Source organism: Streptomyces sp. V4I2 (genome assembly GCF_030817655.1).
In the GTDB taxonomy this organism is placed as follows: Bacteria; Actinomycetota; Actinomycetes; order Streptomycetales; family Streptomycetaceae; genus Streptomyces; species Streptomyces plumbiresistens.
In genome coordinates this window covers 5,779,661-5,803,088 of sequence record NZ_JAUSZM010000003.1, presented here as the reverse complement: position 1 = coordinate 5,803,088, position 23,428 = coordinate 5,779,661, and the positions used below count along the sequence as shown (strand labels likewise).

20 protein-coding genes, 1 tRNA gene and 1 pseudogene are annotated in these 23,428 nt (G+C 69.1%); 9 read left to right on the top strand and 13 right to left on the bottom strand.

The window, feature by feature from the left end; all coding sequences use genetic code 11:
- Positions 1 to 16: 16 nt before the first annotated feature.
- Positions 17 to 595, bottom strand: coding sequence for a Uma2 family endonuclease (locus tag QFZ76_RS27480; protein ID WP_307676221.1), 579 nt, complete (start codon positions 593 to 595; stop codon positions 17 to 19).
- A 7-nt stretch (positions 596 to 602) separates the two neighbouring features.
- A complete protein-coding gene (locus QFZ76_RS27475; RefSeq protein ID WP_307676220.1) occupies positions 603 to 1,061 on the bottom strand; it encodes an ATP-binding protein in 459 nt (152 codons plus the stop codon).
- A gap of 229 nt (positions 1,062 to 1,290) precedes the next feature.
- On the opposite strand from QFZ76_RS27475, the gene QFZ76_RS27470 reads away from it, so the two are divergent.
- From QFZ76_RS27470 to QFZ76_RS27455, 4 genes are all read left to right on the top strand, one after another.
- Positions 1,291 to 2,172 carry a helix-turn-helix transcriptional regulator gene (locus QFZ76_RS27470; protein WP_307676219.1) on the top strand — a complete coding sequence of 294 codons (882 nt, stop codon included), beginning with the start codon at positions 1,291 to 1,293 and terminating at the stop codon, positions 2,170 to 2,172.
- 10 nt (positions 2,173 to 2,182) lie between these two features.
- Positions 2,183 to 2,365 carry a DUF397 domain-containing protein gene (locus QFZ76_RS27465; RefSeq protein ID WP_307676218.1) on the top strand — a complete coding sequence of 61 codons (183 nt, stop codon included), beginning with the start codon at positions 2,183 to 2,185 and terminating at the stop codon, positions 2,363 to 2,365.
- A 352-nt stretch (positions 2,366 to 2,717) separates the two neighbouring features.
- Positions 2,718 to 2,888: a hypothetical protein gene (locus QFZ76_RS27460; protein ID WP_307676217.1), complete on the top strand. Its 171-nt coding sequence runs from the start codon at positions 2,718 to 2,720 to the stop codon at positions 2,886 to 2,888.
- On the top strand, positions 2,882 to 4,297 hold the full coding sequence (locus QFZ76_RS27455; RefSeq protein WP_307676216.1) for an aromatic amino acid lyase: 1,416 nt from the start codon (positions 2,882 to 2,884) through the stop codon (positions 4,295 to 4,297). Before QFZ76_RS27460 ends, QFZ76_RS27455 begins: the two co-directional genes overlap by 7 nt.
- 120 nt (positions 4,298 to 4,417) lie before the next feature.
- Here the strand turns inward: QFZ76_RS27455 and QFZ76_RS27450 are convergent.
- Positions 4,418 to 5,525: pseudogene (locus tag QFZ76_RS27450) on the bottom strand (sugar ABC transporter substrate-binding protein).
- A 295-nt stretch (positions 5,526 to 5,820) separates the two neighbouring features.
- Between QFZ76_RS27450 and QFZ76_RS27445 the strand changes: the two are divergent.
- The gene (locus tag QFZ76_RS27445) at positions 5,821 to 7,848 is read left to right on the top strand and encodes a PA14 domain-containing protein (RefSeq protein ID WP_307676215.1); all 2,028 of its coding nucleotides are present in this window, start codon (positions 5,821 to 5,823) and stop codon (positions 7,846 to 7,848) included.
- A 2-nt stretch (positions 7,849 to 7,850) separates the two neighbouring features.
- A complete protein-coding gene (locus tag QFZ76_RS27440; protein ID WP_307676214.1) occupies positions 7,851 to 9,572 on the top strand; it encodes a fibronectin type III domain-containing protein in 1,722 nt (573 codons plus the stop codon).
- A 92-nt stretch (positions 9,573 to 9,664) separates the two neighbouring features.
- On the opposite strand, the gene QFZ76_RS27435 is transcribed toward QFZ76_RS27440, so the two are convergent.
- The 5 genes from QFZ76_RS27435 to QFZ76_RS27415 all read right to left on the bottom strand — a co-directional run bounded on the left by QFZ76_RS27435 (position 9,665) and on the right by QFZ76_RS27415 (position 15,002).
- A complete protein-coding gene (locus QFZ76_RS27435; RefSeq protein ID WP_266448262.1) occupies positions 9,665 to 10,117 on the bottom strand; it encodes a heat shock protein transcriptional repressor HspR in 453 nt (150 codons plus the stop codon).
- 5 nt (positions 10,118 to 10,122) lie between these two features.
- The gene (gene dnaJ / locus QFZ76_RS27430; protein ID WP_266436276.1) at positions 10,123 to 11,319 is read right to left on the bottom strand and encodes a molecular chaperone DnaJ; all 1,197 of its coding nucleotides are present in this window, start codon (positions 11,317 to 11,319) and stop codon (positions 10,123 to 10,125) included.
- 45 nt (positions 11,320 to 11,364) lie between these two features.
- Entirely contained in the window at positions 11,365 to 12,036 is a 672-nt protein-coding gene (grpE, locus tag QFZ76_RS27425; protein ID WP_307676213.1) for a nucleotide exchange factor GrpE, read from the bottom strand.
- Entirely contained in the window at positions 12,033 to 13,877 is a 1,845-nt protein-coding gene (dnaK, locus tag QFZ76_RS27420) for a molecular chaperone DnaK (RefSeq protein WP_307676212.1), read from the bottom strand. Before dnaK ends, grpE begins: the two co-directional genes overlap by 4 nt.
- A gap of 96 nt (positions 13,878 to 13,973) precedes the next feature.
- Positions 13,974 to 15,002 (bottom strand): undecaprenyl/decaprenyl-phosphate alpha-N-acetylglucosaminyl 1-phosphate transferase, encoded by a 1,029-nt coding sequence (locus QFZ76_RS27415; RefSeq protein WP_307676211.1) that lies wholly within the window; start codon positions 15,000 to 15,002, stop codon positions 13,974 to 13,976.
- Positions 15,003 to 15,243: 241 nt separating this feature from the next.
- Here QFZ76_RS27415 and QFZ76_RS27410 point away from each other — a divergent pair, with 241 nt between their 5' ends.
- Entirely contained in the window at positions 15,244 to 17,541 is a 2,298-nt protein-coding gene (locus tag QFZ76_RS27410) for a (Fe-S)-binding protein (protein WP_307676210.1), read from the top strand.
- Between the two features lie 68 nt (positions 17,542 to 17,609).
- On the opposite strand, the gene QFZ76_RS27405 is transcribed toward QFZ76_RS27410, so the two are convergent.
- Together QFZ76_RS27405 and QFZ76_RS27400 are read right to left on the bottom strand one after the other, a co-directional pair.
- Positions 17,610 to 17,990: a hypothetical protein gene (locus QFZ76_RS27405; RefSeq protein ID WP_307676209.1), complete on the bottom strand. Its 381-nt coding sequence runs from the start codon at positions 17,988 to 17,990 to the stop codon at positions 17,610 to 17,612.
- A gap of 204 nt (positions 17,991 to 18,194) precedes the next feature.
- Entirely contained in the window at positions 18,195 to 19,199 is a 1,005-nt protein-coding gene (locus QFZ76_RS27400) for a helix-turn-helix transcriptional regulator (protein WP_307676208.1), read from the bottom strand.
- 573 nt (positions 19,200 to 19,772) lie between these two features.
- Here QFZ76_RS27400 and QFZ76_RS27395 point away from each other — a divergent pair.
- Positions 19,773 to 20,741 carry a Yip1 family protein gene (locus QFZ76_RS27395; protein ID WP_307676207.1) on the top strand — a complete coding sequence of 323 codons (969 nt, stop codon included), beginning with the start codon at positions 19,773 to 19,775 and terminating at the stop codon, positions 20,739 to 20,741.
- Positions 20,742 to 20,822: 81 nt separating this feature from the next.
- Here QFZ76_RS27395 and QFZ76_RS27390 read toward each other — a convergent pair whose 3' ends face one another.
- Both QFZ76_RS27390 and dcd read right to left on the bottom strand, forming a co-directional pair.
- The gene (locus QFZ76_RS27390; RefSeq protein ID WP_307680145.1) at positions 20,823 to 21,320 is read right to left on the bottom strand and encodes a phosphoribosyltransferase; all 498 of its coding nucleotides are present in this window, start codon (positions 21,318 to 21,320) and stop codon (positions 20,823 to 20,825) included.
- Positions 21,321 to 21,373: 53 nt separating this feature from the next.
- On the bottom strand, positions 21,374 to 21,949 hold the full coding sequence (gene dcd, locus QFZ76_RS27385) for a dCTP deaminase (protein WP_307676205.1): 576 nt from the start codon (positions 21,947 to 21,949) through the stop codon (positions 21,374 to 21,376).
- 511 nt (positions 21,950 to 22,460) lie between these two features.
- Here dcd and QFZ76_RS27380 point away from each other — a divergent pair.
- Positions 22,461 to 22,534 (top strand) — tRNA-Gly (locus tag QFZ76_RS27380).
- Positions 22,535 to 22,752: 218 nt separating this feature from the next.
- On the opposite strand, the gene QFZ76_RS27375 is transcribed toward QFZ76_RS27380, so the two are convergent.
- On the bottom strand, positions 22,753 to 22,983 hold the full coding sequence (locus tag QFZ76_RS27375; RefSeq protein WP_307676204.1) for a hypothetical protein: 231 nt from the start codon (positions 22,981 to 22,983) through the stop codon (positions 22,753 to 22,755).
- Positions 22,984 to 23,428: the final 445 nt, after the last annotated feature.

The following is a 23,428-nucleotide window of genomic DNA, read 5'->3' as shown; positions in this document are numbered from 1 at the left end:
TCAGCCGCGGTGCGTGTCAGCCCCGCTTCGGTCCGGTGATCGCCTCCCCGATCACGAAGCCCTTGGCCGGGCCTTTGGGGATGGTGACTTCGGTGCCGAAGGGGACGCGGTGGATGTCCTCCCAGTCGGCCTTGTCGGGGCGGGGGCCGGTGAAGAGGGTGACGGCGCCCTGGTCGTCGTAGTCGTCGATGAGGACGTAGACGGGGATGCCGGCGCGGGCAAATTCGCGGCGCTTGCGGAGGCGGTCGCGGTCTTGGCTGCGTTTGCCGGGGGAGACGACTTCGACGATGAGCTGGACCACTGAAGCCTTCACGCCGACCCCTGCCTTGGACCGCTCCGGTTCACGCGGGGCGACGAACACGTCCGGAATCCACGCCGCGCGCTCGTGGATCACGCACGCAGCGTTCCAGGCACCTTGCTCACCGCCTTCCAGAACGGCCGCCAGGGCGTCGCGCAGGCGGTTGACGATCTGGGCATGTGAAAAGTGTCCGGTGGGCGACACCTCGATGACTCCTTCGATGATCTCGGCGCGGTACCCCTCGGGGAGTTCCATGGCCTTCCACACCCGCCACAGGACCTTGTCCAGGCTGGTCATGACGGCATCACCTCGAGTGAGAGCGGAACGAGCCACCGCTCCCACCCAGCTCGAACCACACGCCCTTCGCGAACCGACCCGCCCGCTCTGCGGCGACACCCCACGTGTCCGCCATCTCCGCGACGAGGGCGAGCCCTCTCCCCCAACAGGCGACCACCCCGGCGGCGGGGTGCGTGACGACGGGCGGGTCGGGGCTCTCGTCGAAGACGCTGACGTGGAAGCGCGCCGGGCTGATCCGGACGCGGAGCATCGCGGTGCCCTTGGTGTGCAGGTGGACATTGGTGACGAGTTCCGAGGTGCACAGGGCGGCGGGCATGACGAGGGGTTCGCGGTCGTGGGTGAAGAGGACGGCACGTACGAAGTCACGGCAGAGGCGGGGGGCGGTGGCGTCGGCGGGGGCGAACAAGCTGTATTCGTGGGTGAGTTGGGTGGGGCGGTGGGCGGCGGGGTGGCGGGCTGGGTCCATAGGGGCTCCTAGGTACGAGGGGGCGCCTTGCCCGGCGATGGCGGTGCCCGGGTGTGGGTTCGGGTGCTCTGTCGGCTTACGGGCAGGGAAGGTCGTTCGACTTCGGTAAGTCACCAACGCCACACTCAAGGTAGCGATTAAGGGTTCTCGCGAGCAACCTGATCGTCAGAATCGATGGACTAACTACCGCCGACGGGGCAGACTTTGGGCCGATCACCAAGGAGAACCCGTGGGACTGCGCACAACCATCACCGAACGACAGCGGCGACTCGGCTTCGAACTCAAACAACTGCGCGAACGCGCCGGGTTGACCACCAGTGAAGCCGCCGATCGGATCGGCATGACACGCGGACAACTGGGGCACATCGAGGCCGGCCGGACCTCGATCCTCACCGAGCGGCTGCTCGAGCTCTGTCGGGTTTACGGTTGCTCAGAGGAGCCCTATGCCGAGTCCTTGGTCTCTCTGTCCGAGACGAGCGGCAAAGGCTGGTGGCGCACCTACCGGAAGCACATGGGGTCGCACGCCCTGAACCTGGCCGAGCTCGAATCAGAGGCCGCGGCCATCCGGACGCACGAGCCACTGTTCATCCCGGGCCTCTTCCAGACCGCCAACTACACGCGGGCCATCTTCACCAGTGAGGATCTGGGCTTTGCGAACATCGAGGAGGGGCTGCGGTTCCGGATGGAACGGCAGCACATCCTGACGCGCGAGAACCCGCCTTCCGTGCATGCCGTCATCCACGAGTCCGCGCTGCACATGCGGTTCGGCCGCACCGAGGTCGTACGGGAGCAGTTGCTGCATCTCATCGAGCTGGCGCGCATGCCGAACGTGACCATCCAGGTCTATCCGTTCACCTCCCAGGCGCACGCGGCTCTCACCGGCAACTTCGCCCACATCATCCCCGCCGACCCGAGGTTGGGCACCGTGGTGGTCGAACAGCTCCTGGGCTCGCACTACTTGGTGCAGCAGCGCCAGCTCCAGGAGTACACCTCGCTGTTCGACCGGATCGCGAAGAACGCCCTCGCCCCCATCGACGTATCGTTGGCCCCCGAAACACACTCGGTGAAGGACTCGCTGGCCCTCATCCAGCATGTGCTCTACACCCTCTGAGGAGGCGCGGATGCCCGAACTGCACTGGCAGAAGTCGTCGTACAGCGGCGGCCCGGAAGGCAACTGCCTCTACGTCGCCACCGCCCCCGACGGAACGATCCGCCTCCGCGAGAGCGACACCCCGGACGTCATCCTGACCGCCACCCCCGCCGGCCTCGCCGCTCTGATCCAGTACGTCACGGACGCCGACTGACAGGTCGGACACGGCGCCGGAGCTACGAGGTTGCCGTAGGGCCACTCGCTTCTTGGCAGTGTCGTGCTTCCGCGACCCGAGTAAAGGGCGCTCCGCGTCGCCTTCGGCGATCGGCCTGCGGCCGACCCTTGACTCGGCTCGCTCCAGCACGGGTGAGAAGCGAGCGAGCGGCCCGGAAAGACGGGGCCCCCAATAGACCGTCCCTTGTGTCGATGTCCAGGGGCTCGGCGTTGCGGGGCGCGGTCGCGCCTCGCCAGCACGCCGGGTCGGCTAAGCGGCCTGGTAGCAGACCGGTTGGCGCGTGGCGATCTGGTCGATGGCGGGTGGGAGTTGGCCGGGTCACTTGGTCAGCGTGGACTCCACGGTGGCCCGCGCCCATAAGGACGCGGCCGGAATGGTGGTGGATCCGGAGTTGCTGGAAGTGCTGGAAGGGCTCGCGCGGCGGCTGCCCGGTCACCCGCGACGCCGCCTGTACAGCACCGTTCCGAGCCTGATCTCCCGGTATCGACTGGAGGCGTGTTGATCACCGTCGACGGCATCAATCTGAACAGTTCCGACATCGCGGCTCTCGCATACGGGGAGGCACCTGTCCGGCTCGCCGACGAGGCGCGATCACGGGCTGCGCGATCCTTCGAACACGCGGTGCAGATCAGCGCCGAACGCATGGTGTACGGCAGATCGACGGGTGTGGGCGCCAATCGCGACATCGCCATCGACGATGCGGACGCACATGCGCTGGCCCTCCTGCGCAGCCACGCCACATCCGCGGGGCCGCTCCGGAGCCCGGAACGCATACGCGCGATGCTGGCCGTACGCGTCAATCAGCTCGCCGCCGGAGGCAGCGGGGCGGCGCCTGATCTCCTCGACGGGTTGGTGGTCATGCTCTCGGCCAACGCGCTGCCGCCCGTACGCGAGGTGGGCAGCATCGGCACCGGTGACCTCCCGGCGCTCGCGGTCACCATCCTCGCGCTGCTCGGAGAGGTGCCCACGTCCATGGCGCTGCCGGCACCGGTCGTGTGCGACCCGAAGGACGCCATGCCGGTCATCAACAGCAACGCCGCCGCGATCGGAGATGCGGCGCTCGCCCACGCCTCGCTCGCTTCGCTGTCACGGTCCGCGATCACGGTGGCGGCGCTGACGTTCGCGGCGGTGGATGGCAATCCTGAGGCGTTCGCCGAGGTCGTCGAGCAAGTGACGCCGTTCAGCGGGGCACGCGAGGTGTGCCGGTCGATGCGCCGGCTCATCTCCCCGGTAACAGCACCCACGCGCATCCAGGACCCGCTGGGACTGCGCAGCATGCCGCAGGTGCACGGCGCGTTCATCGACGCCCTCTCCCACCTCGACGTCGTCGTCTGCCGTATGGCGAACGCACCGTCCGAGAATCCCGCACTGTTGCACGGTCACGGTGTTGCCCATCACGGTGGCTTCCACGCCGCGTACCTGGCGCAGGCAGTCGATGCGACCGTCTCGGCGGCAGCCCAGTCGGCGCAGCTGGCCATGGCCAGAGTGTCCATGCTCACCGAGCCCGCGTTCACCGGATTGGCGCCGTTCCTCGGGGCGGGGGCTGGAGGCGCGTCGGGGGTGATGCCCTGCGAGTACGTCGCGGCCTCCGCGCTCGGCTCGCTGAGAGCCCTCGCCATGCCGACGGCAGTCCAGACCGTGACACTGTCGCGCGGCGTCGAGGAGGACGCGAGTTTCGCTTCGCACGGTGCGCGGCAGGCATTGACCGCGGCGGACGACTACCGGACGGTGCTGGCGTGTGAACTCGTGGCCGCCGTACGCGCGTTGCGATTGCGCGGTGTGCGGTTGGACGATCTCTTTGACGACCTGACGCCGGAGATGGCCGACCGCGACCTCACCTCCGACATCGCCGCGGCGGCACTCCTGCTGGCCAAGCTCGCCGACATCCCGCAGGGGACGAGAATCGCTTGATGACGGTCTTGGCACGGGCATACGAGAACGCCAGCCAGATGACCGCGGGTGGCCCGAAGGGCCATCGGCGCAGCCGACGCGAAGCGCCCTTTACTCCGTCCCCTCGGCGTCCCCTACCCCCTACTTCAGCCCGATCGACTCACAGTCCGCCTTGAAGTCGCTCGTGCAGATGTCGGACACCTTGTAGATGCCGTCCGCGACGACCGTGGACTTGATGTTGGCCTGCGTCAGGGCCACCACCGGGACCAGCTGGGCGGAGATGTCCTTGGTGGTGGGGCTGTCCACCTTGTCGGAGGCGAGGGGCGTCGAACTGGATGCCCTTGCCCTGGATCTTGGCGACGGCCATCTCCGCGGCGGCCTCGGCCTCCTGCGGGTACGGCTTGTAGACGCTCATGTACTGATCGCCCGCGACGATCCGCTGCACGGCGGAGAGTTCCGCGTCCTGGCCGGTGATCGGCGGCAGCTTGGTGACGCCACCGTCCTCCAGGGCCTTGATGATGCCGCCGGCCATGGCGTCGTTGGCGGAGTAGACGGCGGCGATGTTGTCCTTGCCGATCTTTTCGAGCGCCTCGGCCATGTTGGACTCGGCGGCCTCCGGGCTCCAGCCCTTGGTGTCGAACGACTCGGCGATGGTCACCTTGCCGTCCAGCTCGGAGCGCGCACCCGCCTTGAACTGCCCGGCGTTCGGGTCGGTGGGCGAGCCGTTCATCATGACGATCTTGTCGGAGGTGTCGGCCTTCTCGCCCAGCGCCTCGATGATCGAGCGGCCCTGGACCTCGCCGACGAGCTCGTTGTCGAAGGAGACGTACGCGTCGATCGGGCCCTCGGCCAGGCGGTCGTAGGCGATGACCGGGATGCCCGCGTCCTTCGCCTTCTGCACCGTCTCGGCGATGGCGTGCGAGTCGACGGCGTCCAGCAGGATGACGTCGACCTGGTCGTCGATCATCTGCTGCATCTGGTCGGCCTGCTTGTCCGGGTCCGCCTCGCCGTTGGCGTAGACGGTCTTGCCCTTGTTCTCGGTGAGGGAGGCGACCTTCGCCTTGATGATGGGGTAGTCGAACTCCTCGTACCGCGTGTTCGTCTTCTCGGGCATCAGGACGCCGACGGTGATGTCGTTCCCCCTGGTCGGGCTCGCCTCGCTGCTGGTCCCGGTCACCCCGAGCGCGCCGCAGGCGGACAGCGAGAGGGTCATCGTGGACGCGGCCACGGATATGGCGATACGACGCATTGGGGAGCTCACTTCTGGTGCCTTCCGGACGCGGGCGCAGCATGCTGCCCGTGTGACTGAAAAGCCAACGCGTCGACCTCCCTCAGCGTCAAGCGGAACCACTTAACGAGTGCGCAACGCCACGCTCCGCTTTGCATGTGAAGACATGGCGGAAACTACTCCAAACGCCCTTTGCGGACTCTCCATCGAACGCACCCCCTTGGAAAGGCAAAGATCCGTACAACTAACTCCATTCCTCACGAGTCGATGATCACAGCGGCTGCCTCTGCCGCTCTGATCACGACCAGAGGACCGAATGAATCCAGCCAGACGCACGACCATGGCGGCCGCGACCGCCGTCGTGCTCGCCACCGCGGGCGGCCTGCTCACCGTCGTCACCGCCCCCGCGTCCGCCGCGACGACCTGCGCCTCGCCGGTCTTCAAGCGGCAGTTCTTCGCGAACACCACCTTCTCCGGTACGCCGAAGAAAACGGACTGTGACTCGAAGATCGCCCAGAACTGGGGCACCGGCGCCCCGGCCTCGGGGCTGCCGTCGAACAACTTCGGCGTCCGCTGGACCATGACACGGGACTTCGGCTCCGGTGGGCCGTTCGCCCTGCCGGTCTCCTCCCAGGACGGCATCCGCGTCTACCTGGACAACGTCCGCAAGGTCGACCTCTGGAAGAACGTGTCGTCGACGGTGAGGAAGACCGTCAACGTCACGATCCCGTCCGGCAGGCACACCCTCCGCGTCGACTTCGTCAACTGGACCGGCACCGCGAACGTCTCCTTCGCCTACACGCCCCGCACCTCGGCCACCGTCGACAAGGTCAAGCCGCTCGCCCCGACGGGGACTTCGGTCACGTACGACCGGGCCACCGGCAAGGCGAAGCTCACCTGGGCGAAGAACAAGGAGATGGACCTCGCGGGCTATCAGGTCTACCGGCGCCTGAAGGGCACCGACGACTACCACAAGGTCAGCGGTGGCTACCTGGTCACCGGCACCTCCTTCACCGAGACGCTCGCGCCGACCGGTGCCGCGTACTACTACGAGGTCCGGGCCGTCGACAAGGCCGGCAACGAGTCGGCGGGCAGCACCGACAAGCTCGTCACAACCGTCGACAGGACGGCCCCGCTGACGCCGGTCCTGTCCGCGACCGACGACCCGGTCCTCGGAGTCGAGCTGGACTGGCAGGACGACACCTTCGACGTGACGTACGACGTCTACCGGGCCGCGTCCGCCGACGGGACGTACGAGAAGCTCGGCGTCTCCTACGGGTCGAGCCGCACCGACGAGACCGCACCCTACGGCGAGACCTCGTACTACAAGATCGTCGCCAAGGACCCCGCCGGCAACACCGCCACCTCGCAGGTCGTCTCCCTCGCCCGGCCGCTTGCCGTGCCCACCATGGACTCCCCGGGCACGAACGCGGAGGAGACCGGGATCACCCTGCGCTGGAAGACGTCGAAGGCGGCGCCCACGCAGTACCGGGCCTACCGCTGGGAGCTGTCCGACGCGGACGCCGTCCCGGCCCTGGTCACCTGCGAGACGTACCGGGTGGGCAACGAGGCCGACTACTACCCGGAGTACGGCTGCACGGACTACTCCGCCGCGGCGAGAACGGCTTACGGGTACTACGTCACCAGCGTCGACAGCGCGGGCCGCGAGTCGGCCCCCTCGGCCACGGTCCAGGCGGGCCTGCGCGACACCACCCCGCCGCCGGCCGTCACCGGCCTGACCCACACCAGCACGGAGTACGGCACGGTCCTGGAGTGGGACGAGAGCCCCGCCCCGGACCTCGCCCGGTACATCGTGCACCGGGCCCCCGCCGACGGCGGCGACCACGAGTGGATGGCCACCCTCCCGCCCGGGACGACCACGTTCACCGACCTCAACGTGCCGAACGACGAGTACTGGGTCTACTTCGTGGACGCGGTGGACACGTACAGCAACTCCCGTTACACGACCAGCGGTTCCCCGCTCGTCGACGTCGCCAACGTGAGTGTCAACGAGTTCGAGCTCACCCCGTCGCAGTCGCCCGAGCCGACCGCGCCCTGGTCCCTGACCGCGGCTGCGGACGAGTCGGCCCACGCGAAGCTCTCGTGGACCTGCACCACCGCCGACTGCACCACCGCGGGCTTCCACGTCTACCGCTGGGACCGCGCGGCCGCCGAGTACGTCCGCCTCACCGACGTACCCCTGACCGCCGACGCCCGCACCTACACCGACCTCACCACCCCGTCGGCCACGACCAGCCACTACCTCGTCTCGGCCGTCGCCGCCAACGGCTCGGAGGCCTTCTCCGGCCTCGCCCCCGTCGTGGTCCCACCGAGCGGAGCGTGACCATGACCAACCGAACCAGCCGGGTGGCCCGCGCCACGGCACCGGCGCTCGTCCTCGCGACCGCCGGCGGCCTGCTCACCGCCGTCACCGCCCCCGCGTCCGCCGCGACGACCTGCACGTCCCCGGTCTTCAAGCGGCAGTTCTTCGCGAACACCACCTTCTCCGGCACGCCGAAGAAGACGGACTGCGACAACGCCATCGACCAGAACTGGGGCACGGGTGCCCCGACGTCCGGCCTCGCGTCGAACAACTTCGGCGTCCGCTGGACCGTGACGAGGGACTTCGGCTCCGGCGGGCCGTTCTCCTTCGCCGCCCAGGCGCAGGACGGCATCCGCGTCTACCTCGACAACGTCCGCAAGGTCGACCTCTGGAAGAACGTGTCGACGACGGTCAAGAAGACCGTCAACGTCACGATCCCCTCCGGCAGGCACACCCTCCGCATCGACTTCGTCAACTGGACGGGCACCGCCAACGTCAAGTTCGGCTACACGCCCCGCACCTCGGCGACCGTCGACAAGGTCAAGCCCTATGCCCCAACAGGCACTTCGGTCACGTACGACCAGGCCACCGGCAAGGCGAAACTCACCTGGGCGAAGAACAAGGAGATGGACCTCGCCGGGTACCGGGTCTACCGGCGCCTGAAGGGGGCCTCCTACGGCAGCACGCCGCTCGCGACGACCACCTCGACCTCGTACACCGACGCCGGTCTTCCGGTCACCGGCGCGAGCTACCACTACGAGGTCCGCGCCTACGACAAGGCAGGCAACGAGTCGACAGGCACCGCCGACCAGGCCGTGACCACCGTCGACCGCACCGCACCCGCCGCCCCCACCGGACTGACCACCGACTCCGTGTCGGACGGGCTGCGGGTCAGCTGGGGCTCCGTCTCGGGGGCGGCGTCGTACCGGGTGTACCGGGCGGCGAGTGCGGAGGGCACGTACAGCAGGGTCGGCAGTACGACGAGTCAGGTGTCCTACGTCGACGCCTCGGCCGTCGAGGGCAGCACCTACTCCTACCGGGTGACCGCCCTCGACGCGGCCGGCAACGAGTCCGCGCGGTCCGCCGCCGTCAGCGACAGTCGCGTGGACCTCACCGCGCCGTCCGCCGTCACCGGGCTGAACGTCACCCCGACCGAGTACGGCTTCGCACTGCGCTGGGACGCGAACCCGACCGCCGACCTGGAGAGTTACGTGGTCCGCCGGGGCGAGCTCCTCGGCGACGAGGAGGAGAGGGTCTGCTCGCTCTACCCGGGCTACTACCTGGCGGCCGACACCACCTCGTACGACTACGCCCTCCTCCCGGACGGCGAGGAGACCTGCTTCATCGTCGACGCCGTCGACGATGCCGGGAACTCGTCCTTCAGGTGGACCGGCGAGGCCCAGGTCGTGACCGTCACCGAGCTCGACATGACGCCGAGTGCGGCGACGCCCGAGGGCTCACCGCTGACCCTGGAGGCGACCGGGGCGGAGGGCGACGAGGGGAACCGTCTGACCTGGTACGGGCTCGGTGAGGACTCCCCCGAGGCCGTCGGCGGCTACCGCGTCCACCGCTGGAACCCGGCCACCGGGGCATACGAGAAGATCGCCGATCTCGGTGCCGGTTCCGTCGAGTACTTCGACACCGAGGGCGAGCGCGGGACCACCTCGTACTACTGGGTGACCGGCGTGAAGGCCGACGGCACCGAGACCCTGCCCGCGGGCGACTGGGCGGTCACCACGCCGTAAGTCCTCAGAAGGAGACCGTGGTGGCGCCGGTCGGCTAAAACGCGAAGAGGGCCGGGACATCCCGGCCCTCTTCCACGAGTTGACGTCAGCTGTCAGTCCGACGCCTGTCGCCCCTTCGGCCGCCACACCACCAGCGCACTCGTCTGCTGGACCTCCTGGTACGGGACCAGGTCCCGTCGGTACGACGCGTGGACCGCGGCCTCGCGCTGCTGCATCGCGGCCGCCGCGCCGTCCAGGGCCGACTGCAGTTCCGCCACGCGGGACTGGAGGGCGGCGACCTGGTTCTCCAGTTCGATGATCCGCTTGATGCCGGCCAGGTTGATGCCCTCGTCCTGCGACAACTGCTGGACGGTGCGCAGCAGTTCGATGTCGCGGGCCGAGTAGCGGCGGCCCCGGCCGGCGGTGCGGTCCGGGGAGACCAGGCCGAGGCGGTCGTACTGGCGCAGGGTCTGCGGGTGCAGACCGGAGAGCTGGGCCGCCACCGAGATGACGTAGACCGGGGTTTCCTCGGTCAGCTCATACGGATTGCGTCGACGACCGTCCATCTCGATCATGCTCCCTTCGCGGCCTGGAACAGCTCCGCCCGCGGGTCCTCACCCGCGGTTGCCTCGCGATACGCCTCGAGCGCTTCACGAGCATTCCCCGTCAGGTCCTTCGGAACACTCACCTCGACGGTGACCAACAGATCTCCGCGGGTGCCGTCCTTGCGGACCGCGCCCTTTCCGCGGGCGCGCATGGTGCGGCCGTTGGGCGTGCCCGGGGGCAGCTTCAGGGTGACGGAAGGGCCGCCGAGGGTCGGGACCCTGACCTCGCCGCCCAGCGCCGCCTCCGCGAACGTCACCGGGACCGTCACCGTGAGGTTGTCGCCCTTGCGGCCGAAGACCGGGTGGGCGTCGACATGCACGGTGACGTACAGATCGCCCGCCGGGCCGCCGCGCTCGCCCGGTGCGCCCTTGCCGCGCAGCCGGATCCGCTGCCCGTCGGTGACGCCGGCCGGGATGCGGACCTGCATGGTGCGGGAGGACTTGGCCCGGCCGCTGCCCTTGCAGTCGAGGCAGGGGTGCTCGGCGATCAGGCCGCGGCCCTTGCAGTCGGGGCACGGGTCGGTGAGGGAGAAGCCCCCGCCGGTGCCCCGGGCGACCTGCCCGGTGCCGACGCAGGTCGGGCACACGCGCGGTGTGCCGTTCTTGTCGCCGGTGCCCGAACAGGCCTTGCAGGGCTGCTGCGAGGACATCCGCAGCGGGACCGTCGCGCCCTCGATCGCCTCGGTGAAGCTGAGGGTGACCTCGGACTCGATGTCCTGGCCGCGCCGGGGCTGCGTACGCGTGCCCGTGCCCGCGCCGCCGCGGTTGAACAGGCCCCCGAAGACGTCACCGAGGCCGCCGCCGAAGCCGCCGGCGCCTTGGCCTCCTCCTGCGCCGCCGCCCTGGGCGCCGCCTCCGAAGAGGTCACCCAGGTCGAAGTTGAAGGAGCCGCCGCCCGCGCCCGGCCCCGGGCGGAAGCCGCCGTTGCCGAAGAGGGCGCGGGCCTCGTCGTACTCCTTGCGCTTCTTGGGGTCGCCGAGGATGTCGTTCGCCTCGGAGATCTCCTTGAAGCGATCCTCGGCCTTGGCGTTGCCCTTGTTGGCGTCCGGGTGGAACTCGCGGGCGAGCTTCCGGTACGCCTTCTTGATCTCGGCCTCGGTGGCGTCCTTGGGGACGCCGAGGACCTTGTAGTAGTCCTTCTCGATGAAGTCCTTGGTGCTCATCCTCGACGTCCCTCCTCTCTCAGCGGTACAGCGTTCGGTTCACGCTCAGCCCTCGTCCGGGCCACCGCTCTCCTTGTCGTCGGCGGCGGAGGCGCCGGAGGACGTCTCCGCCTCGTCGGCCTTGACGGTCTGCGCGCCGGGCTGCGGCTCGGCCACGGCCACCCGCGCGGGGCGGATGGTGCGCTCGCCGAACCGGTACCCGGGCTGCAGAATCGCCACGCAGGTCGTCTCCGTGACGTCCGGCGCGTACGAGTGCATCAGGGCCTCGTGGATCGTCGGGTCGAAGGGCTCGCCCTCCTTGCCGAACTGCTGCAGACCCATCTTCGCCGCGATGGTCTCCAGCGACTCCGCGACGGACTTGAATCCGCCGACGAGTTCGCCGTGTTCCCGCGCGCGGCCGATGTCGTCGAGGACGGGCAGGAGCTCGGACAGGAGGTTCGCCACGGCGATCTCCTTGACCGTGACCCGGTCCCGATCGACCCGGCGGCGGTAGTTCTGGTACTCGGCCTGGAGCCGCTGGAGGTCCGCCGTGCGCTCGCCGAGCGCCGTGCGTACCTGGTCCAGCTGTGCCGTCAGGCCTGCCAACTGTGCTGATGCGTCCCCGGCCGGGGCCGCCCCCTCCCCGGAGGGGGAGGCGGCCTGCGGCTCGGCGTCGTCGGGGGTGGCGCCGGAGGGGACGTCAGGCTTCTCGTCGAAGCCCGGGGTCTCCTCCGTCACGCGGCACCGTCCTTGCGCTCGTCGTCCACGATCTCGGCGTCCACGACGTCGTCGTCGGCCTTGGGCTCCTCGTCACCGGCGGACGCGCCACCGGTGGCCTGCGCGCCCTGCGCGTCGGCGTACATGGCCTGGCCGAGCTTCTGCGACACGGCCGCGACCTTCTCGGTGGCCGTACGGATCTCAGCGGTGTCCTCGCCCTTGAGCGCGGCCTTGAGCTCCTCGACCGACGCCTCGACCTCGGTCTTGATGTCGCCGGGGACCTTGTCCTCGTTGTCCTTGAGGAACTTCTCCGTCTGGTAGACGAGCTGCTCGCCCTGGTTGCGGGATTCGGCGGCCTCGCGGCGGGCGTGGTCCTCCTCCGCGTACTTCTCGGCCTCCTGGCGCATCCGGTCGACCTCGTCCTTCGGCAGCGAGGAGCCGCCGGTGACGGTCATCTTCTGCTCCTTGCCCGTGCCGAGGTCCTTGGCCGTGACGTGCATGATGCCGTTGGCGTCGATGTCGAAGGCGACCTCGATCTGCGGGACACCGCGCGGGGCCGGCGGCAGACCGGTCAGCTCGAACATCCCGAGCTTCTTGTTGTACGCCGCGATCTCGCGCTCGCCCTGGTAGACCTGGATCTGGACGGAGGGCTGGTTGTCCTCGGCGGTGGTGAAGATCTCGGACCGCTTGGTCGGGATCGTCGTGTTCCGCTCGATCAGCTTGGTCATGATGCCGCCCTTGGTCTCGATACCCAGGGACAGCGGGGTCACGTCGAGGAGCAGGACGTCCTTGACCTCACCCTTGAGGACACCGGCCTGCAGGGCGGCGCCGATGGCGACGACCTCGTCCGGGTTGACGCCCTTGTTGGCCTCGTTGCCACCGGTCAGCTCCTTGACGAGCTCGGCGACGGCGGGCATGCGGGTGGAGCCACCGACGAGAACGACGTGGTCGATCTCGGAGAGGTTGATGCCGGCGTCCTTGATGACGTTGTGGAACGGCGTCTTGCAGCGCTCCAGCAGGTCGGCCGTCAGCTGCTGGAACTGAGCCCGGGTGAGCTTCTCGTCCAGGTGCAGCGGGCCCTCGGCGGACGCGGTGATGTACGGCAGGTTGATCGAGGTCTCGGTGGACGAGGACAGCTCGATCTTGGCCTTCTCGGCGGCCTCGCGGAGGCGCTGCAGGGCCATCTTGTCCTTGGCGAGGTCCACGCCGTGACCGGACCTGAACTGCTGCACCAGGTAGTCGACGACGCGCTGGTCCCAGTCGTCACCACCGAGGTGGTTGTCGCCGTTGGTGGCCTTCACCTCGACGACGCCGTCACCGATCTCCAGGAGGGACACGTCGAAGGTGCCGCCACCGAGGTCGAAGACGAGGATCGTCTGGTCGTCCTTGTCGAGGCCGTACGCGAGCGCCGCCGCGGTGGGCTCGTTGACGATCCGCAGGACGTTCAGACCGGCGATCTCGCCGGCCTCCTTCGTCGCCTGGCGCTCGGAGTCGTTGAAGTACGCCGGGACGGTGATGACCGCGTCGGTCACCTTCTCGCCCAGGTAGGACTCGGCGTCCCGCTTCAGCTTCTGCAGGATGAACGCGGACATCTGCTGCGGGTTGAAGGGCTTCCCGTCGAGCTCGACCTTCCAGTCGGTGCCCATGTGGCGCTTCACCGAGCGGATGGTCCGGTCCACGTTCGTGACCGCCTGGCGCTTGGCCACCTCGCCGACGAGCACCTCACCGTTCTTGGCGAAGGCGACGACGGACGGCGTGGTCCTGGCGCCCTCGGCGTTGGTGATCACGGTGGGCTCGCCGCCCTCCAGAACGCTGACGACGGAGTTAGTCGTGCCCAGGTCGATGCCGACCGCACGTGCCATGGTTGATTCCTCCAGCAATGACTTGAGTGGAACGGACTCAAGTGTGCACGACGGCCCAGCCCTGGTCAACAGACCTGAGTCGGACAGACTCAACTCTTATCCGTTCCTTACACGCAACCGGGCTCTGACCTGCGGTGATTTCATCCGCCGGGGGCTCCGAGGCCCGTACACCCTGACCCGCAAGAGTGCGAGTACGACGATCAGGGCGCCCGCTCCGACCCAGTACACCCCCGACTGCGCGAGCCACCCGAGTTGCGCGAGGACCGCGACGAGTACCCCGCAGAAGGCCCCGACACCGAGCAGAACCGCCGCACCCTGAGAGGTGAGCCCGAGCCGCCGCAGCCGGTGCGCGAGATGATCGGGGCCGCGGCGCAACAGGGGCCGTCCGGCCAGCCGACGCGACAGCAGGACAAGGGCGACGTCCGCGGCCGCGAGGGCCGTCAGCGCGAACAACACCCCCGCGCCGGCCGCCGGTTCGTGCCCCGTCCGAGTGCTCAGGGCCGCCGCCGCGAGCACGAACCCGGTGAACAGGGATCCGCACGAACCGAGCCCCACGCGCGCGGGAGGCCAGTTGTGCATCAGGAACCCGGTCAGCGCGGCGGCCAGCACGCTCAGCAGCGCGGCCGGCCCGTCCATCACCTCGGCCGCCGCCAACACGCCCACCCCGAAGGCGGTCACCACCCCGACGGTGCCCGCCAGCGCGTCCGCGTGGTCGAGCGCCCGGAAGCCGACGGCGACGAAGACGATCCAGCCGGCCGCCAGCAGCCCGCCCGGCACGCCGGTCTCCGCGTACGGCACCACACAGGCCGCCGCGACGGCCGTACCGCCCACCAGGAACCGCGCCTTGACCCGCCGCACGTCGGCGACCAGCCCCAGCACGGCGACCGCGGCCCCGGCGGCGAGCAGCGTGCCGATGCCGTCCACGAGGGGCGCGAACCCGGTCCACTCCCCGGCGGCCGTGACCAGGCACGTGACGAGCACGACAGCCACCCCGCCGAGCAGCGGGAGCGGGCGCTGTCGGCGCCGGTCGAGGACGCCGAGGCGCAGGGCCGGGACCCGCATGAGCGCGGTGAGGACGGCCGAGAGGAGAAGGGCGGTGGTTGCGGCTGCGATCCCGTAGAGCACGGATCCAAAGCTAAGCCGAATGTCATGATTTGGTATGAATGATGGGATCGGCTCGGCGCGCCGCCCCGGACCCCTTACTGAGGTCTGCCTCAGTAGCACAGATCACCGACCGGCTGACTACAGTGCGGCACAGGATTGCGGGTACTCTCAGAGGACTGCATAAGTTACCGCTTAGTAATCTCGAGAGCGCCCCTTCGCGGACCGCCTCGACGAAACCCCTCGCAGGCCCGAGGAGCCCGAAATGCAACTCGCCGCGATCATCGTGTCGCTGGTTCTGACCGTGGTCGGCGTCGCGCTGCTCGCACGCGCCATCGGCCAGTTCGTCCGGTACTTCAAACTCGGCCAGCCGCTCCCCGCCGGCAGTCGGACCGACAACCCCTACCAGCGCAGCGTGACGCTGGTGAAGGAGTTCCTCGGCCACACCCGGATGAACCGGTGGGGCATCGTCGGCTTCGCCCACTGGTTCGTGGCGGTCGGCTTCCTGACGCTGCCGCCGACCCTCGCCCAGGCCTTCGGCCAGCTCTTCCAGGCCGACTGGGTGCTGCCGTACATCGGTGAGTTCCTGCCGTTCGAGCTGTACATCGAGTTCATCGGCGTGATGACGATCCTGGGCATCGCCGTGCTCATGGTGATCCGGCTGCTGAGCCTGCCCTCACGGGCCGGCCGCAAGTCCCGCTTCGCGGGCTCCAAGGCCGGTCAGGCGTACTTCGTCGAGTACGTCATCCTCACCATCGGCCTCGCGATCTACGTGCTGCGCGGCCTGGAGGGTGCGCTGCACCACGTGGAGCACTACGAGGCCGGGTACTTCGCCTCGTACCCGCTGGTCCTGGCCTTCAAGGGCCTGAGCGTCTCCACGCTGCAGAACCTGGTCTACCTCGTCGCCATGGTGAAGATCAGCACCTCGTTCATCTGGATGATCGTGGTCTCGCTCAACACCAACATGGGTGTGGCCTGGCACCGCTTCCTGGCGTTCCCGAACATCTGGTTCAAGCGCAACGCGGACGGTTCCACCGCGCTGGGTGCGCTGCAGCCGATGACGAGCGGCGGCAAGCCGATCGACTTCACCGACCCGGGCGACGACGACGTCTTCGGCGTCTCCCAGGTCGAGCAGTTCTCCTGGAAGGGCCTGCTGGACTTCTCGACGTGTACGGAGTGCGGTCGCTGCCAGTCGCAGTGCCCGGCCTGGAACACGGGCAAGCCGCTCTCCCCCAAGCTGCTGATCATGTCGCTGCGGGACCACGCCCACGCCAAGGCGCCCTATCTGCTCGCGGGTGGCGGCAAGACCATGGAGGGCGAGGAGAAGGCGTCGGAGGAGCAGCTCGCCTCGGTGCCCGCGGCGGCGCTGGCGGAGGCCGAGCGTCCCCTCATCGGCACCGCCGAGGCTGCATCTGACAGCGGCTTCGCCGCGGGCGGCGTCATCGACCCGGACGTCCTGTGGTCCTGCACCACCTGCGGCGCCTGTGTCGAGCAGTGCCCGGTGGACATCGAGCACGTCGACCACATCGTCGACATGCGCCGCTACCAGGTGATGATCGAGAGCGCGTTCCCGTCCGAGGCGGGCACGATGCTCAAGAACCTGGAGAAGAAGGGCAACCCCTGGGGGCTGGCCAAGAAGCAGCGCCTTGAGTGGACGAAGGAAGTCGACTTCGAGGTGCCGGTCGTCGGCAAGGACCTCGAGGACCTGTCCGAGGTCGAGTACCTGTACTGGGTCGGCTGCGCGGGCGCGCTGGAAGACCGTGCCAAGAAGACGACGAAGGCCTTCGCGGAACTCCTCCACATGGCGGGCGTCAAGTTCGCGATCATGGGCGGCGACGAGAAGTGCACGGGTGACTCGGCGCGGCGCCTCGGCAACGAGCCGCTGTTCCAGGAGCTCGGCATGGAGAACGTCTCCGCGCTGAACATGGCGTTCGGCGAAGACGACGAGGACGAGTCCACTCGTAAGCCGAAGTCGGCCAAGAAGATCGTCGCCACCTGCCCGCACTGCCTCAACACCCTCGGCAACGAGTACCCGCAGCTCGGCGGCGACTACGAGGTCATCCACCACACCCAGCTGCTCCAGCACCTGGTGGACGAGGGCAAGCTGGTCCCGGTGACCCCGGTCGAGGGCCTCATCACGTACCACGACCCCTGCTACCTGGGCCGCCACAACAAGATCTACACGCCGCCGCGCGAGATCATGACGGCCGTCCCGGGCCTGCGTCAGCAGGAGATGCACCGCCACAAGGAGCGCGGCTTCTGCTGCGGCGCCGGCGGCGCGCGGATGTGGATGGAGGAGCGGATCGGCAAGCGCATCAACAACGAGCGTGTCGACGAGGCACTGTCGCTCAACCCCGACATCGTCTCGACCGCCTGCCCGTTCTGCCTCGTCATGCTGACCGACTCGGTCAACGGCAAGAAGAACGACGGCACGGCCAAGGAGTCCATCCAGGTCGTCGACGTCGCCCAGCTGCTCCTGGAGTCCGTCCGGACACCGGTGGAGGAGCCCCCGGCGGGCGAGTCGGACGCCGAGAGCGAGGCGGAGCCGCAGCCGGTGAAGTGACCGGCGTCTTTTGTCCCTGCCGACGCCCCGCTCCCCTCTCCGGAGCGGGGCGTCGGCGTATATCACGATCAGGACGGGTCGAGCCGGATCGAGTTGTACGGGGTCAGGTCGATGTCCGAGTAGGTGTACGGGGGGATCTTGCTGGTGCAGTTGGTGCCGTCACGGTTGACGCACAGCCGCGCCGTGGCGTTCCCCGTCTGGTTGTTGAAGACGCGGTGCACCCCGTACTCGTCGTACAGCTGGTGCACCCCGTAGGTGTAGTACCAGTGCTCCGGATTGTTGTTGTTCCAGCCGGCGTTCGGGTAGATGCACACACGGCCGGTGACGCAGCCCGCGTAGTCCTGGGTGCCGGTCGGCGCCGCCTGCGCGGTGGACGAGGTGGCGAGGCCGAGCCCGAGCAGGGACGCGGCCGCGGTGAGGACGACGCCGAGTTGGCGGATGCGCTGCATGAATCCTCCTGAGGTGCAGTCTTCGGTTACGGCAGGGACAGCGGCAGATCCCGGCGGCGTCCGACCCCGCGGCACGACTGATCGCGGTGCTGCGGCGTCGTACGGTGGTCCCCCGAACCCCGTTTCCGGTCCCCGTTCGAGGCCCCATGCTGTCGTCGGCCGCCGCGCCGCCGCCACACGTTGAAGCCGTGGCTTAAACGAGGCTCAGGAGTCGAGCGGCGCCCTCAGCGGGCTCTCCAGGAGCGCGAGTCCCGCGGGCGTGACCGTGTGCAGCACGTGCTTGCTGTGCCGCACGCTCAGCAGCAGTCCGGCCCGGCGCAGGACCGCGGTGTGCTGACTGGCGGCCGCTCCGGAGATGCCGAGCCGTTCCGCGAGTTCGCCGGTCGTCCGGCCGGTCACCACGTCCTCCAGGATGGCGGCCCGGGTACGGCCGACCAGGGCGCCCAGGTCCGAGCGCGGTCCTGTGGCGCCGCGCCCCCGGGCCCAGCCGAGGCTGTGCCGGATCGGGTACACGAGGACCGGGGACAGCCCGGGTGCGGCGAGCGTGACGGGTCTTCGAGAGCAGAAGAAGGACGGCTGGAGCAGCAACCCCCGCCCGTCGAGCCGCAGCTCGCGGTCGACCGGGTAGTCCACCTCCAGCACCGGCGGTCGCCAGCGCAGCACGGGTCGGAATCCCGTCAACAGCCCCTCGGTGCCGTTCGCCAGCACCGCCCGGGTGCGCGCGACGCGGTCGGCGTCCACCTGCGCCCGGATGCGCGGCCAGAAAGGAGCGAGCGCGTGCCGGTGGTACAGCTGCAGGGCGGCGCCCAGCCGGCGCAGGGACTCGGGGTCGCCCTCGGCCAGCGCACGGGTGCCGGTCGGCAGCGGATGTAATCGTTCCGGGGAGGCAGCGAGCCTGGTCAGATCGCCGCGCAGGTTGGTTCGGGGGGTGCGGAGCACGAGGTCGACCGCGCTGTCCAGGTCGAAGGAGCCACCCAGCTCGGGCGTGAGGAAATCCGGTGAGTAGCCGCGCGGCGGCAGCAGCGCGGCGAGCGTCCGGGCGGCCGGGGGCAGCCGCGGTCGGATCAGGCGCCGCCATTCGTCGAACGGCAGGCTGCTCTCGTTCGTGATCAGCGTCTGGAAGCTGTTGGCGATCTCCCAGAGAGGGTCGGGCGCGCCGGCGACCCGGACGCGCGCGATGTCCTCGGAGCTGAAGTGCACCCGCAGCATGGCGTCTCCGATGGTGGTCGGTCATCGGGTGAGTAGCGGTACTCCATGACAGTTGCGGGACCGGACGGGTCCGACAAGGTGATAATCGGTCGCCCGTTCGATAGTGGTGAAGTGAGGGGTGGCCTGTCAGGTCGCTGAGCCCAGGGCTCACGATCGCGCGGTCGGCTGGGGCACCAGCTCCGACAGCACGGCGAGCGGGAGCGACGGGTTGGCGGCTGCCGCTTCGACCACCTGCCAGTCGGGTCCGTGAGCAGCTCGGTGATGACGTGCGGCGGGAGCGAGGGATGGCCGGCGGCCATGCGCCTCGCCTGCTTGTCAGCCACCACCCTGCCGGCCGGTCCCGCCCCAGGGCGCCGTCCCGACGCCGCCCTGGGGCGGGACCGGCCGGCCCAGTTGTCGGCAGGAGTCGGCGGGACCTTCGCAGTGGCCCCTCGACCCCGTACGGCATTCCCCTGAGCAACCTCTGAGCGCGCGCCCTCACTTCCCTTAGGGGATGTCACAGCTCGGCAGCAAGCCGGGCCCGATCCGTCCGGCCCGGCCCGTGATTCTCGTGGACCAGGTACGTTCGAGAGCGTGGCTGGATTCAGGATGGGACGCGGCGGCCGGGACAACCGTGGACCGCAAGCGCGACCGCAACAACCCCCGCACGGACAGCAGGCGCCCCAGGGGCCGTCGTCGTACGGCTACCCGCCGGCGCCGCAGCCGTACCCGCAACAGCAGCCGTACGGCCGCGGCGGCAACGGCGGCGGCAGCCCGTGGCCGCAGACGAACGACGGCCAGGGCGGTTACGGCAGGCCCGGAAGCTACGGCGGCCAGGGCGGCCAGGGCCACGGCGAGCCGGAGTACTTCGGCGACGACCCGGCGGCGTACGCGCCCCAGGAGGGCCCGGACCCGTACGCGGCCAACCAACCGGGTCACACCCAGGCGTTCTCGGTCGGCGAGGATCCCTACAACCAGGGCGGGACCTACCGCGCCGGCGCGGCCCCCACGGCCCCGGTCGGCCCCCGCCTGCACTGGAAGGTCCTGCTGAGGGGCATCGTCCTGTCCCCCAACCAGACCTTCCTCCAGATGCGCGACTACACGGTGTGGGGCCCGGCCCTCGTCGTGTCCTTCCTCTACGGCCTGCTCGCGGTCTTCGGCTTCGACGGCGCCCGCGAGGACGCGATCAACGCCACACTGTCGAACGCGGTGCCGATCGTCCTGATCACCGCCGTCGCGATGGTGCTGAGCTCCTTCGTCCTGGGCGTGGTCACCCACACCCTGGCCCGCCAGCTCGGCGGCGACGGCGCCTGGCAGCCCACAGTCGGCCTCTCCATGCTGATCATGTCCCTCACGGACGCCCCGCGCCTGGTCGTCGCGATGTTCTTCGGCGGCGACGCGAGCTTCGTCCAGATCCTGGGCTGGGCCACCTGGGTCGCGGCCGGCGCCCTCCTCACCCTCATGGTGTCCAAGTCCCACGACCTGCCCTGGCCGAAGGCGCTGGGCGCGTCCGCGATCCAGCTGATCGCACTGCTGTCGATCGTGAAGCTGGGCACGTTCTAGGGACTTCCCCGGTACGGACGCCTCCCGTACGACGAGAAGGGGCTCCCCGCGTGCTGCGGGGAGCCCCTTCTGCTGTGACCGTCAGGCGTCGAGCACCTGTCCCGTTCGCTTTACGACGGGCGGTTGGACGCTCCACGGGAAGTTGATCCACTCATCGGTCCGCTTCCACACGTACTCGCACTTCACCAGCGACTGCGACTTCTCGTAGATGACGGCGCTGCGCACCTCGTCGACGGCGTCGAGACAGAAGTCACGCACCAGCTTGAGCGTCTTGCCGGTGTCGGCGACGTCGTCGGTGATGAGGACCTTCTTGGAGGAGAAGTCGATGGTGTTGGGGACGGGGGCGAGCATGACGGGCATGTCGAGAGTCGTCCCCACGCCGGTGTAGAACTCGACGTTCACCAGGTGGATGTTCTTGCAGTCGAGGGCGTAGGCCAGCCCTCCGGCGACGAAGACGCCACCCCGGGCGATGGAGAGCACGATGTCGGGCTCGAACCCGTCGTCGGCGATGCCCTGGGCGAGTTCGCGCACGGCGGTGCCGAACGCCTCGTACGTCAGATTCTCCCGGACGTCGCTCACGCCGCTCGTCCCCTCGTTTATCTCCGCGCTCGTCTCCGCGCTCATCTCCGCGCTCACACCTGCGTCCGATGGAAGTTGAGGAAGGACCGGGAGGCGGTCGGCCCCCGCTGCCCCTGGTACCGGGAGCCGTACCGCTCGCTCCCGTACGGGAACTCGGCGGGCGAACTGAGCCGGAACATGCACAGCTGCCCGATCTTCATGCCGGGCCAGAGCTTGATGGGAAGGGTGGCGAGGTTGGACAGCTCAAGCGTCACGTGCCCCGAGAACCCCGGGTCGATGAACCCGGCGGTGGAGTGGGTGACGAGCCCGAGCCGGCCGAGCGAACTCTTCCCCTCCAGCCGCGAAGCAAGATCGTCGGGGAGGCTGACGACCTCGTACGTACTGGCGAGGACGAACTCCCCGGGGTGCAGAATGAACGGCTCATCGCCCTCCGGCTCGACGAGCCGCGTCAGATCCGCCTGCTCGACGGAGGGATCGATGTGGGGGTACCGGTGGTTCTCGAACACCCGGAAGTACCGATCAAGACGTACGTCAATGCTGGACGGCTGCACCATGGATTCGTCGAAGGGATCGATCCGCACCCGTCCGGCGTCGATCTCGGCCCGGAGGTCCTTGTCTGAGAGAAGCACGCCCCGAGGATACGCAAGACGCGCGGACCGACCACCATCGGACGGCCCGCGCGCCTGTGCTGCTCGCTATACGGATGTGGTTAGTGCTTCTCCAACGCCACCGGCACCACACTGCGGAGCCGGGCACACCGAGGGCACCGGACGAGCCGTCCGGGACCGAGCCGCTCGGCCTGCTGCATCGGGAACGAAGCGGTACTGAACACGTGCCCATCGGCACAACGGACGACGGTGCGCTCCATCAAGTCCAAGAGTCCCTTCCCCAAGAGCCGCGTCTGGCTGCTGCTCGCCTGACGACAAAAGCCACATTACGGGATCAAAGAGACGACTCTCCAGGCGGCACTCCGACCCACCCGGCCCCTCTCCCACGTCTCCACCGTACGCCCCAACTCCGGCTCCCCGCAGCCCTGTCACACCCCCGAAACGCACCGCGGCCCCACGGCTTCAGCGCCAGGGGCCGGACATGAGGTAAAGTGACTGTGCGTTCCGACACCGGTCGATGCTGGCGTCTTACGCGGGTGTAGTTTAGTGGTAGAACATCAGCTTCCCAAGCTGAGAGTGCGAGTTCGATTCTCGTCACCCGCTCCAGTAGAAGCCCCCAGGTCAGGGACCCGGGGGCTCCTTGTTGTCCAGGCCTGGTCTGGCGCCCGGCGTGCAGATGCCACCTGGTGTCGGGCCCGTCCGACGGCCCGGGGCGATCCGAGTGGGTCGCGCGTCCTGGCCACCCTGTGGCGGTGGGTCGTCGGCCTGCCGCGCGGTTGGGTGGTCCTGGCCGGGGGCGAGACCCACCTGCAACGTCACCGCGCCTACGGGCCACATGGCCCCTGCACGGCGCCTGTCACCGGGGCCCGCCCCGGAACCAGCCGCCGACGGACGCTCTTGGCGTCCTCGACCTGGCCACCGGCGCTGGGCACCAGGCCCCTCGGACGGCGCTCCGCCGCCGAGTTCACCGCCTTCCTCCAGGCGCCGCCGGACGCCTGCGCCACCGTCCCGGCGGTCGCGGCGATCTGCGAGGACGACAGCGTCCACAACGCCAAGGCCGTGACCGGTGGGCCGACCGGTCACGGCCACATCTGTTCCGCCATGGAGAGGTACACGGTCGGCACCACCGCCGACCGGCCCGGCCACCCACACCAGGTCCACGCCTTCTTCCGGCACCGCTCACCCGTCCCGATGCCGACCACTGCGCACCCTGGACTCGCCCCGGCCACCGAAGAATTACGCGCACAACCTCAGCGAGCAGCCCAGCAGCCCAGCAGCTCCGCTACGAGTGGCGCCGCCCATCGGCACGGACGCCTTCGGCCCCGTACCGCGGTCCAGAGCCGTAGCCGCTGGGCGCATCACCGTCCCCGGCCTGGACGCGGACGGACACCTTGCCGCCGGGTCGGTGCGGTCGCCGTGCGACCGCTGGCCGAACAACTTCGTTGTCGACAAAGGGACTTGGCGTCGCCGCCATTGCATGCGATCGATGTCGTCACCAGC

Excerpts from the sequence above, each read along its gene's own strand:
- QFZ76_RS27445 (WP_307676215.1), top strand. The coding sequence starts at position 5,821 with ATGAATCCAGCCAGACGCACGACCATGGCGGCCGCGACCGCCGTCGTG.
- dnaK (WP_307676212.1), bottom strand. The coding sequence starts at position 13,877 with ATGGCACGTGCGGTCGGCATCGACCTGGGCACGACTAACTCCGTCGTC.
- QFZ76_RS27475 (WP_307676220.1), bottom strand. The coding sequence starts at position 1,061 with ATGGACCCAGCCCGCCACCCCGCCGCCCACCGCCCCACCCAACTCACC.
- QFZ76_RS27405 (WP_307676209.1), bottom strand. The coding sequence starts at position 17,990 with ATGCAGCGCATCCGCCAACTCGGCGTCGTCCTCACCGCGGCCGCGTCC.
- QFZ76_RS27480 (WP_307676221.1), bottom strand. The coding sequence starts at position 595 with ATGACCAGCCTGGACAAGGTCCTGTGGCGGGTGTGGAAGGCCATGGAA.
- QFZ76_RS27435 (WP_266448262.1), bottom strand. The coding sequence starts at position 10,117 with ATGGACGGTCGTCGACGCAATCCGTATGAGCTGACCGAGGAAACCCCG.
- QFZ76_RS27465 (WP_307676218.1), top strand. The coding sequence starts at position 2,183 with ATGCCCGAACTGCACTGGCAGAAGTCGTCGTACAGCGGCGGCCCGGAA.
- QFZ76_RS27440 (WP_307676214.1), top strand. The coding sequence starts at position 7,851 with ATGACCAACCGAACCAGCCGGGTGGCCCGCGCCACGGCACCGGCGCTC.
- dnaJ (WP_266436276.1), bottom strand. The coding sequence starts at position 11,319 with ATGAGCACCAAGGACTTCATCGAGAAGGACTACTACAAGGTCCTCGGC.
- QFZ76_RS27410 (WP_307676210.1), top strand. The coding sequence starts at position 15,244 with ATGCAACTCGCCGCGATCATCGTGTCGCTGGTTCTGACCGTGGTCGGC.
- QFZ76_RS27400 (WP_307676208.1), bottom strand. The coding sequence starts at position 19,199 with ATGCTGCGGGTGCACTTCAGCTCCGAGGACATCGCGCGCGTCCGGGTC.